Genomic DNA, 15495 nt, shown 5'->3' with positions numbered 1-15495 from the left:
TTGCTGTTATCCGCCCGCCCGGCGATTGCCTAGGGTGCTTGGTGTGAAGCTCGCAGGCAGTGCCGTGCTCGGCATCGACAGAGATCGTGTGTGGTCAGCGCTCCAGAACCCGGCCGTGCTCGTACGCACGATCCCCGGCTGCGAGCGCCTGGAGGAGACGGGGCCGGACACCTACCGGATGACCGTCACCGCGGGGGTGGCCTCCATCAAGGGCGTCTACCAGGGCGAGGTCGCCCTGTCGGAGCCCGAGGCGCCGGCACGGTTCGTGCTCAGGGCCCGGGGCCAGGGTGCCCCCGGCACCGTGGACGCCACCGTGGAGATCCGCCTCAGCGAGGTCGAGGGCGGCACCCGGATCGACTACGACGCCGAGGCCGTGATCGGCGGCATGATCGGCGGGGTCGGTCAGCGCATGCTGGGCTCCGTCGCGAGGAAGACCGCGGGGGAGTTCTTCTCCGCGGTGGAGAGCCACCTCGCCTCGGGGGAGATTCCGGCCGCTCCCGCCCCCGTTCCCGCTCTCGGTTCCGTCCCCGGTTCCGGCGTCCTCACCCGGATCGCGCCGGGCGGCGGTCCGTCGCCCGCCGCACCCGCCGTGTCCGCCGAGGTCGCCGCGCCGGGATCGCCGGTCGCGGCCGGCCGGCCCGGATCCGCGCACGTCTTCGAACGCCCGGCCAAGCAGCCCAGGCCCGGGGTCCCCGCCTGGTCGCTTCTCGCCGCGTTCGGGATGGGCGCGGGCGTCGCGCTCGGCAGCGCGGTGATCGGCTGGCTGCTCGGCCGTACCGGCGGGAGGCGGTGACGGCGCTCCGCGACAGGACGCGGCTCCTCCGGGGGACGACCCTGCCGGTGGGACGCCGCTCTCCGGCGGGAAGCGGCGGGAGGCGGTGACCGTGCCCGCCGGCCCGAGGAGCTGATCACGCCTCGGTGAAGAACCGGCGGTGTTCGGGTCAAGCGGCCCGCGCGCTTGACCGGTGAAACGTGTACCTCCCGGCATTTTGGGATACGTCGGCCACGACGGGTGCCCGGGGGGACATGGAGCCGCTGCTGATCCTGCACGCCGTGGCGGCGGTACTCGCCCCGGCACTGGTGCGCCGCTTCGGCCGGGACGCGTTCTTCCCGCTCGCCGTACCGCCCGCCTGCGGGTTCGCCTACACGGTCCGGATCGCCCTGACCGGCGTCCCGGTCGAGTCGCACCATGACTGGGCACCCGCCCTCGGCCTGGGACTGTCCTTCCGCGCCGACGCGCCGGCCGCGCTGATGATGGCGCTGGTCACCGGCGTGGGCGCGCTGGTCGTGCTGTACTGCTCGCGCTACTTCGCCGTCACCGCCGAGGGGCTCGGCCGGTTCGCCGGGGCGCTCGTGGCCTTCGCCGGGGCGATGCTCGGCCTGGTGGTCGCCGACGACCTCCTGCTGCTGTACGTGTTCTGGGAGCTGACCACCGTCTTCTCCTACCTGCTGATCGGCCACGACCCCGCGAGCAGGGCCGGCCGCAGGGCCGCGATGCAGGCGCTGACCGTCACCGCGTTCGGCGGGCTGGCGATGCTGGGCGGCATGGTCGTGCTCGGCGAGGCCGCGGGGACGTACCGCATCTCGCGGATCGTCACGGACCCGCCGTCCGGCGGCCCGGTCCCGGTGGCGGTGGCGGTGGTGCTGATCCTGGTCGGCGCGCTGTCGAAGTCTGCGATCTTCCCGTTCAGCATGTGGCTGCCGGCCGCGATGGCCGCGCCGACGCCGGTCTCGGCCTACCTGCACGCCGCGGCGATGGTGAAGGCGGGGGTCTACCTGATCGCCCGCCTGGGCCCGGCCTTCGGGGACCTCGCCGTGTGGCGCTGGACGGCCGTGCCCCTGGGCCTGCTCACCATGCTGCTCGGAGCCTGGCGGGCCCTGCGCGAGTACGACCTCAAGAGGCTGCTCGCCTACGGCACGGTGAGCCAGCTGGGATTCCTGACCGTGCTGTTCGGGGCGGCCACCCGCGACACCGCGATCGCCGGGGCCGGGATGCTGCTCGCGCACGCGCTGTTCAAGGCGTCCCTCTTCCTGGTCGTCGGTGTCGTCGACCGCTCGACGGGAACCCGTGACCTGCGCGAGCTGAGCGGCCTGCGGCGCTCGGCGCCGTGGCTGTTCGCGACCGCCGCCGGGGCCGCCGCCTCGATGGCGGGCATCCCGCCGTTCCTGGGGTTCGTCGGCAAGGAGGCCGCCTTCGAGTCGCTGCTGACCGGGCGGCCCGCCGACACGGCGGTCCTCGCGGGAGTCGTCCTCGGCTCCGCGCTCACCGCCGCTTACAGCGCGCGTTTCCTGTGGGGCGCCTTCGGGAGCGAACCCGGCAGGGAACCGGTGCCGGTGCGCCCCGCCGGCACCGCGACGTTCCTGCCGCCCGCGCTGCTGTCGGTGCTCGGGCTCGCCGCCGCCCCGCTCGCCGGGCGGTACGGAGCGGCGATGGAGGGCTACACCGGCACCTTCCCCGGTCCCGGCCACGGCACCCACCTCGCGCTGTGGAGCGGCGCCCCGGTACCGCTGCTGCTGTCGGCCGCCGCGCCGGCGGGGGGAGCGCTCCTCTTCTGGGTCAGGGAACCGCTGGCCAGGGCGGGGACGGCACTGCATGTGGTCGACTCCGGCCGGGTCTACTGGGCGCTGGTCCGCGGGCTGGGCCGCTTCTCCCTGCAGCTGACCGGTGTCGTCCAGCGCGGTTCGCTGCCCGACTACCTCATGATCGCGTTCGTGTCCCTGGCGGGGATCGCGGCCTTCTCGCTGCTGTACGGGCCCTCGCCCGACCTGCGGCCGGACGTGGTGCTCTGGGAACGCGTCGAGCAGCCCGTCATCGGCGTGCTCCTCATGGCCACGGCCGCCGTCGCGCTCAGGGTGCGCTCGCACATCGTGCTGGTGCTGGTGGCGGGCCTGACCGGGTACGGCACGGCGCTGCTGTTCCTCGTCCACGGCTCGCCCGACCTGGCCCTGACCCAGTTTCTCGTCGAGACGCTGAGCCTGGTCGTGTTCGTGCTGGTGCTCCGCAGGCTTCCCCTCGGTCCCCGGGAGGAGCGGCCCCGGGTGCCGTTCACCGCGCGACTCACCCTCGGCGTCGTGAGCGGCGCGGTGGCGGCCGGGGCGGGGATGCTCGCGATGAACGCGCGGCAGGCGACGCCGGTCGGCACGCTGATGGTCCCGGCCGCGAAGGAGGCCGGGGCCGCCAACGTCGTCAGCGCGATCCTGGTCGACATCAGGGCCTGGGACACCATGGGGGAGACCTCCGTGCTCGTCGTCCTCACCCTCGGCATGACCGGCCTGGTCTTCCTGCGCAGCCGGTCGTACGCGCTGCGGGCCCCGCAGGGCAGGACCGGCGACGACTCCGGGACGTACTGGCTGACGGCCACCCTGCCTCCCGGGCAGCGGGCGGTCATCTTCGAGCTCGTGGCCAGGCTGACCTTCCACACGGTGATGGTGGTCTCGGTCTTCCTGCTGTTCACCGGGCACGGCGCGGTGGGCGGCGGGTTCGCCGGGGGCATGGTGGCCGGGCTCGCGCTGGTCATGCGCTATCTCGCCGGAGGCCGGTACGAGCTGGCCGCCGCCGCGCCGGTCACCGCCGGGGTGCTGATCGGCCTGGGGCTCCTGCTGTGCACGGTCACCGCGTTCTGGGGGATGCTGGCCGGCGCCGGACCGCTGGACATGCTCCCCGCCGGCCTGCGCCTCCCGCTCGTCGGCGACCTTCACCTGTCGACCGTGCTGCTGTTCGACGCCGGGGTCTACATCACGGTGATCGGCATGGTGCAGGACGTCCTGCGCAGCCTGGGCGCCGAGCTGGACCGGCGGATCGACGAGGGAGAGGACCGGTGACCGCCCCGCTGCTGCCCCTCCTGGTGGCCGGCACGCTCGTGGCCACCGGGGTCACGCTGCTGCTGGAGAGGAGCCTGGTCCGGCTGCTGGCCGGTGTCATCCTGCTCGGCAACGGGGTGAACCTGCTGATCCTCACCGCGAGCGGGCCGCCGGGAAGGCCGCCGCTCCTGGGCACGGCCGCCCCGGAGCGAATGGCCGACCCGCTGCCGCAGGCCATGGTGCTCACCGCCATCGTCATCACGCTGGGCGTCACCGCCTTCCTGCTCGCCATGGTCCACCGGTCCTGGCAGCTCACCGGTGCCGACGAGGTGCAGGACGACACCGAGGACCGCCGGGTGCGGCTGCGGGCCAGGCGCGGCGAGCTCGGCCAGGAGGTGCTCTACCGCAGGGAGGCGTACCGGCGGCTGGTCAGGGAGCAGCGCGCCGAGCTCGCCCGCCTGCAGGAGGCCCGCCACGAGCGGGAGCGCAGGGAGACCGCGGAACTGGAACAGCGGATCCTCGACGTGAACGTCGACCTGGGCCACTGGCTGCAGGAGCACAAGGACGAGGGACTGTCCGCCGAACGGCTCGCCGAGCGGTTCGCCGAGGCGCGGCGCGCGGAGGACGTCTCCAAGGAGGGAAGGCAGGAACGCGTCCGGGAGATACGCGCCGAGTTCGCCCGCAGGGAGCGGGAACAGATCGCGCGGGAGCGCGAGATCCGCAGGCGGCTCCACGCCCGCCGTCGCGACGCCCTCCGGCAGATGCGCGCCGCGATCCGCGCCGACCGGGCGCGGCAGGCCAGGGCACAGGACGACACCGACCTGGAGGGGGAGGACTGATGCGGGATCGCGTCCCGCGCGGTGCGGGAGGGAGGTCCGTGACGGACGGGAGGAGAGAGTGCCGGTGGAGGCGCTGATCCCGGTGCCCGTGGTGCTGCCGCTGCTGGCCGCCGGGCTCAAGCTGGCCATCGGCCGGAAGCTGGTGCGGCTCCAGGCGCTCATCAGCGTGGGCACCCTCGCGGTGGTACTGCTCGTGTCGCTGCTCCTGCTGCCGGCCGCCGACCGGGAGGGGCCGCTGGTGGCCCATGCCGGAGGCTGGGGCGCGCCGATCGGCATCGCGCTCGTCGCCGACAGGCTCTCCACGCTGATGCTGGTGGTCTCCTCCGCGGTGACGCTCTGCGTGATGGTCTACTCGCTGGCCCAGTCCCGCGCCGACCAGGAGCACAGGGCCCCGCTGTCGATCTTCCATCCGGCGTATCTGATCATGGTCGCCGGGGTGTCGGACGCCTTCCTCTCGGGTGACCTGTTCAACCTCTTCGTCGGGTTCGAGATGCTGCTCGGCGGCTCGTACGTGCTGCTGACCTTCGGCGGGACCGAGGCCCGCATCCGGGCGGGCGCCACCTACACGGTGGTGGGACTGGCGTCGTCGCTGCTGTTCCTCGTCGCGATCGCGGTCGCGTACGCCGCGACCGGCACCGTGTCGATGGCGCAGCTGGCCGAGCGGTTCGCGGTGCTGCCCCAGCACATCAGGCTGCTGGTCGAGCTGACGCTCCTGCTCGTCTTCGTGGTCAAGGCCGCGATCTTCCCGATGTCGGCGTGGCTGCCCGACTCGTACCCGACCGCGCCCGCCCCCGCGACGGCGCTCTTCGCGGGGCTGCTCACCAAGGTCGGCATCTACTCGATCATCCGGCTGGAGGCGCTGCTGTTCCCCGGCGGCCCGGTGAGCGGCCTGCTGATGTGGGCGGCGCTCCTGACCATGCTGGTCGGGGTGTTCGGGGCGGTGGCGCAGACCGACATCAAGCGCATGCTCTCCTTCACCCTGGTCAGCCACATCGGCTACATGGTGTTCGGGGTCGCGCTGTTCACCGTCGCCGGCATGGCGGGCGCCGTCTTCTACGTCGCCCACCACATCACCGTGCAGACGAGCCTGTTCCTGGTGACCGGCTTGATCGAGCGCCGTACCGGCACCACCTCCCTGAACCGGCTCGGCGGCCTGGCGGGGACGGCCCCCGCGATCGCGGTGCTCTTCTTCGTGCCCGCGATGAACCTGGCGGGGATACCGCCGATGTCCGGCTTCCTGGGCAAGCTCGGGTTGATCCAGGCGGGGGTCGCGGACGGCCGTCCGATGGCCCTGGCCCTGGTCGCGGGAGGGCTGCTGACCAGCCTGCTCACCCTCTACGCGATGGCCACGGCCTGGAACAGGGCCTTCTGGGGGGCGCCGGTCTCGCCGGCCCCGGAAACGACCGCGGAGGGGGGAGCCGTGCGGGAGAGCGGGGAGGGCGAGCCCGGCGCGGCCGGCATGGAAGGGGCGGGAGAGGCGGGAAGCCGGGGGAGCGGGGCGGGGGGCGCCGGGGACATCACCGGTGAGGTCGTCGTCACCGCCGTCGCCATGCCGGCGCCGATGCTCGCCGCCACGGCGGCGCTGGTGGTGCTGGCCCTGTCGTACACCGTGCTGGCCGGGCCGCTGTCCGCCCTGGCCGAGCGGACCGCGGGCGAGCTGCTGGCCCGCGAGCCGTACGTCTCCGCGGTGCTCGGCGGTGAGCGGTGAGGGGGCCGGGCCCGATGATCCCGGTGCCCCGGGTGCTGGGCAGGCCCGTACCGCTGCCGCTGGTGGCCTGGCTCACCGCGGTCTGGCTGTCGCTCTGGGGAGACCTCAGCGTGGGCAACGTGCTCGGCGGCCTGCTGGCCGGGCTGATCGTCGTGTGGCTGCTGCCGCTGCCGGTCCAGGATTCCAGGATCCGGCTCCACCCCGTCGGGATCCTCCTGTTCGTCGTCCGCTTCGCGGGGGACCTGGTGGCCTCCAGCCTCCGGGTCGCCTTCTGGGCGCTGCGCCCGGGAGGGCCGCCCCCGGTCCAGATCGTCGAGGTCTGGCTGCGCTCCTCGTCGGAGACGGTGGCCGTGCTGATGACGGTGGCGTTGTCGGCGCTGCCGGGCAGCCTGGTGCTGGAGGCGAACGTCCGGCGGAGGCTGCTGGTGCTCCACGTGCTCGGCATCCCGGGTGACGCGCAGACCGTCGCCCGGGTCACCCGCGAGGACGTGACGCGGCTGGAGAGCCGCATCGTGGCCGCCTTCGGCACCCGCGCCGACCGGGAGGAGCTGCGATGACGGCGACGTGCCGGGAGGGGCGTGACGGCCATGACGCGTCCGGGGGAACCGGGATGACGGTGACCCGTGAGGGGGCCACGATGACGGGGGCGTGTGAGGGAGAGGCGCGATGACGGTGACATACCTGACCGTTCTGGTGCTGCTCGCCGCCGCGGCGGCGATGACGCTCTACCGCCTGGTTCGCGGCCCCACGATGCTGGACCGGGCCGTCGCGCTGGACGTGCTCACCGCCGTCGTCATGTGCGCGATCGGTGCGGAGGCGGCGACGTACCGGGAGTACTCGGCGCTGCCCGTGCTGCTGGTGCTGTCCCTGCTGGGGTTCGTCGGCTCGGTCTCGCTGGCGAGGTTCTTCGCGGCACGTGCCCGGTGACCGCGCTGGATGTGGCCGCCGGCGCGTGCCTGCTGCTGGGGGCGGGACTGGCGTTCGCGGCCGGGGTGGGGATGGTCCGGTTTCCCGGCACCCTGTCTCGCATGCACGCGGCGACCAAACCCCAGGTGCTCGGCCTCCACCTCGTCCTGCTCGCCATGTGGCTGCGCCACCCCCGCTGGACGATCGTCGGCACGCTGCTGCTGATCGCCGTCTACCAGGTGGTGACGGTGGCGGTGGCCGCCTACATGGTGGGAAGGGCGGCGCATCTCGCCGAGTCGCCACGGGACGACGGCACGGCCGTACCGCCCGGTGACGCTCGCGCCTAAGGATCTCCCGGCGTACCGTGTCGGTATGCGTGATGCACGTGCGGAGGACGCGAGGACCGAGGCCAGACGACTGATCCGTGATCTGCTGGGCGAGGAGCGGCCGGACGCGGCCCTGCTGCTGAGCGAGGCGAAGGCGGCGCTGGGCGCCGACCGCGTCGCGCGTTCCGTCGAGCTCGCACGCGGCGCCCCCCTCACCCGCAGATCCACCGAACTCGCCGCGCTGGCCGGCCTGCTGGTCGGCACCCGCGAACTCGGGAAGGAGTGGTGGCGGCAGGAGCGCGGCGGCAAGCTGCCCGCGCCCGACGAGGTGCTCCAGACCTCCACGGCGATCGAACCGTGGACCGATCTGACCGTCCTGGAGATGCTCGCCGCCTGGATCGCCGACGACGCGGCCGACGAGACCTGGGGTCGTCCGGCCGCGGTCACCGACCTCAACTCCTGGCAGGCCGAGGACCGGGTCGAGCTGCCCAAGGACGCGCACCCCGGCCAGCGGGTCGTGGTCTCCTTCGACGCGGGCGGCCGTCTCGACGCGGTGGTCCTGCGCCGCCCCGACGACGAGCTGGGCTCCAACCTCGACTTCGACTCCCTCCGCTACTCCCGTCCCGCCGAGGCCCAGTGGAGCTGGGGCGTCGCCGCCGGGCTCGGCCCCCACCGGCTGGACGAGCACCCCGACCCGTACGAGCAACCGGTCGACGCCAAGGCCGCCGCGACCCTGCACGCCTGGGCGTTGCGACACGGCGCCTCCACCGAGCAGGCCGGTGAGGTGTGGCGCGCCAAGGGCGACGTCGTCGCCTCCATCGAACGGATCGACTGGATGTGGCGCAGCGGCGAGTGGTTCGCCTGGTGGCGCGGGGTGTCCGCCCTGGTCGACGGCGAGCCCGAGCAGCTGGCCGCCCGCCTCGAGGAGATCGCCTCCGTTCCCTAGCGCCCCCGTGAGCACGGGTCGTCGGCGCGCCCCGTGGGCCTGGGCCGTTGGCAAGGACCGGGAGGGCGGGCGTCAGCCGAAGGTGCGCGGTGTCAGATAGTCCGGGATCACGACCTTCGTCCCGGGGCTGACCTCGCGCACCGCCGCGACGAACCCGGCGAGGCTCTTCCTCGACTTCTCGTCGGCCTGCGGCGGGTTCCGCAGTGCCACCTCGAAGTTGTCCCAGTGCACCGGGACGACCACGCGGGGCATGTCCAGGGCCCGCAGGAGGCGCGGCACGTAGTCGTACGTGGACGACGAGGAGGTGGTGGGGATCATCGCGACGTCCGGGGCGAGACCGGTGAGGTTGCGCTCGACGAAGTCACTGCCGCCCATGAAGAAAACCGACGGGCCACCCTTGATCTTCACCTGGAACGCCAGGGTGTCGCCCTCGGGCAGCTCGGAGATGTTCTCCGGCCTGCGCTCCGGCCGGGTCAGCCGGACCCCGGGGAAGACCATGGAGTAGTCGGCGTTGCGGCTGTGCAGCGACGCCACCACCTCCACGACGTAGTCGCCGAAGTCCAGGACCTCCCCGCCCTTCACCGGGCTGAGCAGGTTGCTCTTCACGTCGAACGCCAGCGCCAGGTTGCACGCGGTGGCGGTGCCGACCACCCGTGCCCCGGTCGACGTCGCGATGTGCGGGACGTCGTTGAAGTGGTCCCAGTGCGCGTGCGTCACCAGCACCACCTTCGGCGTGCCCGCGTGCTCGCCGACCGCCTCGGCGTCGACCTCGAGCCGGGTGGTGGGCTTGAACGCGCCCGCCGCCAGGCCGGTGTCGAACCGCGTCACGTACGGGTCGACGAGGAACGTCGACGACCCCACGTCCACGCGCCAGCCCGACGTACCGAGCCAGCGGAACGTCGCGGCGGTCTTCTTCCCGCCCGGACGCGCCGCCGCGGCCCTGGTGGGGGACGGGGACAGGAGGTCTCCGGCAGCCGGTGCCAGCGCGGCCCCCGCCAGCGCCGCCCCCGCCGTCGCCGTCGCGGTGCGCAGGAAACCTCTTCGATCGAATCGGGACATGTCTCTCCTCGGTGCGGATGAACGCACGGTCGTCACCGGTCATCCGGGTGACGACCGCCGGCCGCGTGCGGCCCGCTGAGGACCCAACCATCACGGAGCCGTCCACGTCCAAGATCCTCGACCGTCGTCTCCGATAGGCGAACGCGTATCAGAGCAGCTGGGGAGGGGACCCGGACGGCGTGCGAGAAGGCGGAACCCGCCCGGCGAGTGGGAGAGGTCACCCGGCCCGCAGCGCGTCGACGGCGGTCCGCGCGGCCTGGCCGATCGCCAGGTCGACGTCGATGCGCCGGGTGGGCAGCTGCCCGGTCCGGGTGAACGCCGCCACCGCGTAGCTCTCGCCGGAGGGATACTCGACGACCCCGGCCTCCATGTGCAGGCCGGGCAGCGTCCCCGTCTTGGCGGCCACCCGCGTTCCCGGGGGGAAGCCCGAGGCGATCCGCGTCCAGAAGACCTGCCGTGTCATGTAGTCGCGGACGGCCGCGCACGCCTCCGGCGGCCCGGCCTCGTCCCGCCAGATCAGCCCGAGCAGCCGGGTCATGTCGCGCGCCGTGCTGGAGGTCGTGTGATCGGGATCGAGGACCCGCAGTGCCCGTACCCGCTCGGGGGGCAGCGTCGGGAAGATCCGCGCGAACTCGGCGTCGTCCCGCGCCCCCACGTCCGCGAGCATCGACTCCAGCACCTGCCTGGGCCCGCCGATCACGCGCGTGCGCGCCAGCCCCAGCTCCGCCGCGAGCATCCGCACGGTGTCCAGGCCGATCCTCCGCATCAGCAGGTCGGCGGCGGTGTTGTCGCTGACCTGCATGGCGAAGTGGGCGAGATCGCGCAGCGACATCTCCACGTCGTCCGCGCATCCGGCGGTCCCCCATCCGCCGAGCCTGTCCTCCGCCGTCACGAGAACGCGCTCGGCCGGGTCGAGCTGGCCGGCCGCCGCCTGGCGGGCGAACTCCAGGACCAGGAGCACCTTGAAGATCGAGGCGATCACGACCTGTTCGTCGGCGCGCACGGCGATCTCGCGGCCCCCGGCGACGTCCAGCGCGTGCAGGTGCCCCTCCACCCCGGCGGCCGCGAAGATTCCCGATATCCGTTCCTCTGCCGACATGCCCGCAACGCTATCCAGCCCCGCCGCCGGGTCGTGACGCGCCGCCGGATCATGCCGTGCCACCGGATCGCGGCGCGCCGCGGGTCTGTGACGTGCCGCGGGTCCGCGGACGATCGCCTATCGTGACGCCGTGGACCTTTCCCGGCATCTGCGGCATTTCATCGTCGTCGCCGAAGAACTGCACTTCGGCCGCGCCGCGGAGGTACTGGGCATCGCGCAGCCGCCGCTCAGCCAGTCGATCCAGAGGCTGGAGCGCGAACTCGGTGCCGAGCTGTTCGACCGCTCGCGCCGGCAGATCGAGCTCACGATGGCGGGACGGCTCCTCGTCGAGGAGGCCGGGCGGTTCCTGGCCGGTGAGGAGCGCCTGCGGGCGATGATGCGCCAGGCCGGCGACGGCGAGCTGGGAACCCTCCGGATCGGGGTACCCCCGGAGATCCCGGCCGTGACGCTGCACGCCCTGCTGCGGCACGTCGCCGAGGAGACTCCGGGGCTACGGTTGGAGCTCCACGAGCTCACCATTCCGGAACAGCTGCGCCGTCTGACCTCCGCCCAGCTCGACGCGGGCCTCGTGCACCACCCCGTCGACGTTCCCGGCCTGCGGTCCGGGCCCGTCGTGGAGATCCCGCTGGGCGTGGTGCTGCCCCGCACGTCCCCCCTGGCGCTGGCACGGCCGCGACCGCGGCCGGGGCCGGGGTCACGGCCGTGGGAGATCGAGCTGGCCGACCTCGCCGGGCACGACCTCGTCGTCTTTCCGCGCGAGACCTCCCCCGCGTGGTACGACCGCATGCTCGATGTCTGTCGCGCGGGGGGTTTCTCGCCCGTACGCCTTCAGCACGCCCGCAACCCGGAGTTCCTGCTGGGGCTCGTGCTGGCGGGGCACGGGGTGGCGTTCGAGCAGGAGGCGATGGCCCGCAGGGAGCCTCGGCTGGCCTGGCGCCCCCTGGCCGGTGCCCCTCTCCTGAGGGGGATCTGTGTCGCCTGGCCGGAGCGGTCGGCCCACCCCGCGGCCGCCGGGTTCGCCGCCCTGGCGGCCGGGATCCTCGCCCAGGACGTCACCGCCGGGACACCGCGGGCGGCACCCGGGACGTCCCCGCCGCCCGCCCCCCGCCCCTGGTCCGTCGTCTACGCCCCTTGACGTCCTCCCCGGTCTGCAGGCCGGGGATCCTCCCGTCGCGTCGCGGTTGAGCGGCGCGCGGGGGTGGCGCCCCCGGTTCTCGTCCACACCCGATGGAGCCCCAGGCCCGTCGTCCGCGCCCTGTGATCCCCGCCGCCGGTCGCGTTCGGCCTTCCCCTAGACCGCCCGCAGGGGACCTGGAACGGTGACCTCGTCGATCTCGGCCAGTCCGGCGGCGAGGAGCGCCGCCGTGAGGCCGCTGTCGTAGCGGGCGATACCGGCGATCTTCGAGTCCCGTACGGTGAACAGGGTCGCCACGGTCGTCGCGTCGCCGAGAGCCCCGGTGCCGGGGTCGTGCCAGCGGGCCGTCTGCTCGGCCACCAGGTGGGGGAGCCGGACGAAGAGGCGCCGCGAGGTGAGCCGGATGCCCGAGTCCGCGACCCACCGGCGCAGTACGTCCACCCCGTGAGCGGTGCCGCGCGGCCCGGTGATCGCGACATCCTCGGCGGCCATCCCCGCCGCCTCGGCCACCGCCCGCCGGTTGACCGCCTCCTCGAATCGCGTGACCAGGGAGATCGCTTCGTTCACCCGTTCGGTATCGGGAGCGCTGCCATCAAGTGCGTGCATTTTGCACACATTACATGTGTGATTTGCACACATCAAGGGCGAGTGCGATGCTGCGCCCATGCGGACCATCGGTGACCAGGCGCACGACCCGGAGTCCGGTGCCGGGGCCGGTCCCGGCACCGGCCCCACGGCCGATCCCGGGTCCGGCTCCGCGGCCGACCCCGCGACGCCTCTCGTGCCCGGTGCGTCCTCTGGCTCGGCGGTGGCCCCCGCCCTTTCCGAAAGTCGCCTCCCCGCCGGCGGGCAGGCGGGGCCCGCGCTGTTCGCGCTGGTCCGTTACTGGTCGCGGCGCTGGCCCCAGCGGGTCGCCGGTGACGACGCCGAGGGCGGGCACGTCTCGCGGGTCGTGGTCGTCGACATCATCGGCGGGAGGGGTGAAGGTGGCGAGAGCGGCTGCGTCGGAGGGTCCGGAGGGTTCGGGGAGGCCGGTGTGACGGGCGGGGGCGGTGGGCGTACCGGCGTGCGGGCCGTCGCCGACGCCCTCGGGGTGGACCGCTCCGTGGCCAGCCGCATGGTCGCCGACGCGGTCGCCGCGGGGCTGGTACGGCGCGGCACGATGGAACGCGACGCCCGCCACGCCGACCTGGAGCTGACCGCGTCCGGCCGTGAACTCCTCGCGGCCGCCCGCCGCTGGCAGAACGACACGTTCGACGCCTTCACCGCGCACTGGCCCGCCGAGGACCGCGAGACCTTCGCCTCGCTCCTCGTCCGTTTTGCCGCCGACGCCACCGCGCCACGCCGGGAGTGATCAGGACTCCCCCGGGAGCCTCCTCGCCATCCGCCCGCTTTGCCTGATGCGGCAAGAACCCATGCCGCAAAAAATGCTCTACCAGGACAAGACCCTGGCCCTATCGACGTTCAACATATACGGGTGTAAACACAGATAAAAACACATATAAGTGGCTACAAATCAACACCGCGTTCGTCCGGGGGAGCCTGGCAGAAGATCCCGCGTCACGTACAGGTCATCGAACGGGTGAATGTGGTCGCCGACGACGGATTTCCGGCCATCACCGGAACCGTTCGCCACCGGTCGCGCTGGGGCATACGCAGGCGCGGGCGCGCGTGAAGGGTCGTCGCCGGCGGCGGAAGCGAGTCGAATCCATCGCGTTCGGCAAGGAAAACCGGTCCCGTCGTCGACGGGCCGGAGGCGAGCCGGTGAGGACGATCGTCCGCTCGGGGTTCCGCGAGGTTCCCCTCCGCAGCCAATCAAGATCGGAGTAGGACCGTGTGTCAGCACCTGCCCACCTGTCCGTCCGCGGACGCCCTCGATCATGAGGCGGCTCGTCTCGTGGTCTCTCACCCTGAGCAGGGATGGGGGCTGCTCTGCAACGGTGTGGTGGTCTTCGAGGACACCGGGGAAATCCTGCCGGACGGGCGTGTCGTTCCCGCCCATCGCACTCCCTGCGGGAGGGCGGCATGAGACCGTCCCTCGCCCTCGCCCTCACCATCTGCGCGGTCGCCGTCTCGTTCCCGCGCCCCTCTGCCAGAAGGGCGTCCTGGCCACTCCCGCCCATCCCGGCCGCGGTGCCCAGAGCCCGGCGGCTGATCTGCGGGCAACTGGCCGAGTGGGGGATCGGCGAGCAGGGCGAGATCGCCCGGCTGCTCGTCAGCGAGCTCGTCACCAACGCGTTGCGCCACGCGTGGGGACCGATCCGGCTCGCCGTCTCCTACCAGGAGGGAATGCTGCGTTGCGAGGTGGACGACGCCAATCCCGCCCTTCCCTACGTGCGCGACGCCCACGAGGACGACGAGGGAGGGCGCGGGTTGTATCTGCTCGATCTGCTCTCCGACCGGTGGGGCAGCGAACGCACGTCCCTGGGAAAGGTCAGCTGGTTCGAGCTGGCCATCCACCCGCGTCTCAACGGCACCGCGGCCTGAGGAGGTCGAAGGGAACCTGCCGCGACCCGGCTCGCCGACCACGACAGGAAAGCCTCTCCTCACCGAGGGCAGAGAGGATACGGGGGACGTAGACGACATGGACCGACCGCGCCGCCCGGACGGCGGCACATCACAGGAATCGGCAAGTCAGGCCCGTACGCGCACCGGAAAGGAGTTCCCGGCGATGCGCCAGACACGAATCCGCAAGCGCTCACGACGCCGCGACCGGGACGTACTGGATCTGCGGAGCCCGTCGGGAAGGCCGCTGCCGTACTGACCCCGGACGCCGGGCGTGAACACCCCGCCCGGCGGCGAGCGCGATCCCCGCGGCCTCCGACGTTCCGGTCGGTGCCGGTCGGTGCCGTTCATATGGCTCTCGCCGGGGTGCCACGTGTCCCTGTCCGTCCCGCGTCCACGAACGGCGGGCCGGTCCGTGGAATCAGCGGATCCCGGTGCCGGTTGCAGCGTGGTGTGAAGGTTGAAATCTACTCAGACGTCGTCTGCCCATGGTGCTACATCGGCCACACCCGCTTCGCCCGCGCCGTGGAGCGCTACCGGGCCAAGGGCGGTGAGGTGGAGGTCGAGTTCAGGCCGTTCCAGCTCGCGCCGGACGCGAAGTCCAACGGTGAGCCCACGCTCACGTGGGCCGCGGCGAGGTTCGGCGGGGCCGAGCAGGCCGCGCGGATGTTCGGCAGGGTCACCGAAGTCGCCGCCGAGGACGGGCTGGTGCTGGACTTCGATCACTCGATCCAGGCCAACACCTTCGACGCGCACCGTCTCATCCGGCTCGCCGGAGAGCAGGGCAGGGGTGAGGAAGCGCTCTACGCCCTTTTCCGCGCCCACTTCACCGACGGCCTCGACGTCGGCTCCCGCGAGGTCCTCGCCGGACTGGCCCGCGAGCTCGGCGTACAGGCCGATCTGGACGGGGAGGACGGTGCGGCGGCGGTGAAGGAGGAGCTGGCCCAGGCCCGCGCCATCGGTGTCAGCTCGGTGCCGCTGTTCCTCTTCGAGGGCCAGTTCGCCGTCTCCGGCGCCCAGCCCGAGGACACCCTGCTCGCCGCCCTCGAAGAGGTCGCCGAGCGCACCGGCCGGTCGCCGGCCGCCAGGGCCGTCAAGGCCGCCACGAACGGCGGCGACGCCTGTGACGACGAGGGCCACTGCGCCGTCTGACACCCGCGCCGGGCGGGGT

At 72.8% G+C, this 15495-nt stretch carries 16 protein-coding genes; 13 read left to right on the top strand and 3 right to left on the bottom strand.

Annotated features, from left to right (window positions below; genetic code table 11):
- Positions 1-43 precede the first annotated feature (43 nt).
- From ACVCAG_RS19490 to ACVCAG_RS19455, 8 genes are all read left to right on the top strand, one after another.
- Positions 44-793: an SRPBCC family protein gene (locus ACVCAG_RS19490; protein WP_447190106.1), complete on the top strand. Its 750-nt coding sequence runs from the start codon at positions 44-46 to the stop codon at positions 791-793.
- 233 nt (positions 794-1026) lie between these two features.
- The gene (locus ACVCAG_RS19485) at positions 1027-3822 is read left to right on the top strand and encodes a Na+/H+ antiporter subunit A (RefSeq protein WP_440084723.1); all 2796 of its coding nucleotides are present in this window, start codon (positions 1027-1029) and stop codon (positions 3820-3822) included.
- On the top strand, positions 3819-4640 hold the full coding sequence (locus ACVCAG_RS19480; RefSeq protein ID WP_440084722.1) for a Na(+)/H(+) antiporter subunit C: 822 nt from the start codon (positions 3819-3821) through the stop codon (positions 4638-4640). Before ACVCAG_RS19485 ends, ACVCAG_RS19480 begins: the two co-directional genes overlap by 4 nt.
- A 64-nt stretch (positions 4641-4704) precedes the next feature.
- Positions 4705-6348, top strand: a complete 1644-nt coding sequence (locus ACVCAG_RS19475; RefSeq protein WP_440084721.1) for a Na+/H+ antiporter subunit D — start codon at positions 4705-4707, stop codon at positions 6346-6348.
- A gap of 14 nt (positions 6349-6362) precedes the next feature.
- The gene (locus ACVCAG_RS19470) at positions 6363-6905 is read left to right on the top strand and encodes a Na+/H+ antiporter subunit E (protein WP_440084720.1); all 543 of its coding nucleotides are present in this window, start codon (positions 6363-6365) and stop codon (positions 6903-6905) included.
- 109 nt (positions 6906-7014) lie between these two features.
- Positions 7015-7275 carry a monovalent cation/H+ antiporter complex subunit F gene (locus tag ACVCAG_RS19465; protein ID WP_440084719.1) on the top strand — a complete coding sequence of 87 codons (261 nt, stop codon included), beginning with the start codon at positions 7015-7017 and terminating at the stop codon, positions 7273-7275.
- Complete coding sequence (gene mnhG, locus ACVCAG_RS19460; RefSeq protein WP_447190105.1) at positions 7272-7601, top strand: monovalent cation/H(+) antiporter subunit G; 330 nt, start codon at positions 7272-7274, stop codon at positions 7599-7601. The genes ACVCAG_RS19465 and mnhG overlap by 4 nt, the downstream gene beginning before the upstream one ends.
- Positions 7602-7626: 25 nt before the next feature.
- A complete protein-coding gene (locus ACVCAG_RS19455; RefSeq protein ID WP_440084717.1) occupies positions 7627-8526 on the top strand; it encodes a hypothetical protein in 900 nt (299 codons plus the stop codon).
- A gap of 72 nt (positions 8527-8598) precedes the next feature.
- Here the strand turns inward: ACVCAG_RS19455 and ACVCAG_RS19450 are convergent, their stop codons facing one another.
- Positions 8599-9585, bottom strand: a complete 987-nt coding sequence (locus ACVCAG_RS19450; protein WP_440084716.1) for an MBL fold metallo-hydrolase — start codon at positions 9583-9585, stop codon at positions 8599-8601.
- Between the two features lie 217 nt (positions 9586-9802).
- Entirely contained in the window at positions 9803-10684 is an 882-nt protein-coding gene (locus ACVCAG_RS19445; RefSeq protein WP_440084715.1) for a serine hydrolase, read from the bottom strand.
- 130 nt (positions 10685-10814) lie between these two features.
- On the opposite strand from ACVCAG_RS19445, the gene ACVCAG_RS19440 reads away from it, so the two are divergent.
- Entirely contained in the window at positions 10815-11819 is a 1005-nt protein-coding gene (locus ACVCAG_RS19440; RefSeq protein WP_447190104.1) for a LysR family transcriptional regulator, read from the top strand.
- Positions 11820-11975: 156 nt separating this feature from the next.
- Here ACVCAG_RS19440 and ACVCAG_RS19435 read toward each other — a convergent pair whose 3' ends face one another.
- Positions 11976-12425 carry a nuclear transport factor 2 family protein gene (locus ACVCAG_RS19435; RefSeq protein ID WP_440084713.1) on the bottom strand — a complete coding sequence of 150 codons (450 nt, stop codon included), beginning with the start codon at positions 12423-12425 and terminating at the stop codon, positions 11976-11978.
- 58 nt (positions 12426-12483) lie between these two features.
- Between ACVCAG_RS19435 and ACVCAG_RS19430 the strand changes: the two genes are divergently transcribed.
- The 4 genes from ACVCAG_RS19430 to ACVCAG_RS19415 all read left to right on the top strand — a co-directional run bounded on the left by ACVCAG_RS19430 (position 12484) and on the right by ACVCAG_RS19415 (position 15476).
- Complete coding sequence (locus ACVCAG_RS19430) at positions 12484-13173, top strand: MarR family winged helix-turn-helix transcriptional regulator (protein ID WP_447190103.1); 690 nt, start codon at positions 12484-12486, stop codon at positions 13171-13173.
- A gap of 480 nt (positions 13174-13653) precedes the next feature.
- Positions 13654-13848 carry a DUF5999 family protein gene (locus ACVCAG_RS19425; protein WP_440084711.1) on the top strand — a complete coding sequence of 65 codons (195 nt, stop codon included), beginning with the start codon at positions 13654-13656 and terminating at the stop codon, positions 13846-13848.
- Positions 13845-14306: an ATP-binding protein gene (locus ACVCAG_RS19420; RefSeq protein ID WP_440084710.1), complete on the top strand. Its 462-nt coding sequence runs from the start codon at positions 13845-13847 to the stop codon at positions 14304-14306. The genes ACVCAG_RS19425 and ACVCAG_RS19420 overlap by 4 nt, the downstream gene beginning before the upstream one ends.
- A 471-nt stretch (positions 14307-14777) precedes the next feature.
- Positions 14778-15476 (top strand): DsbA family protein, encoded by a 699-nt coding sequence (locus ACVCAG_RS19415; RefSeq protein WP_440084709.1) that lies wholly within the window; start codon positions 14778-14780, stop codon positions 15474-15476.
- The last annotated feature ends 19 nt before the right edge of the window (positions 15477-15495 follow it).

Source organism: Streptosporangium sp. G12, assembly GCF_052983175.1.
The sequence above is the reverse complement of the archived record's forward strand: the minus strand, read 5'-3'. Positions and strand labels throughout refer to the sequence as shown.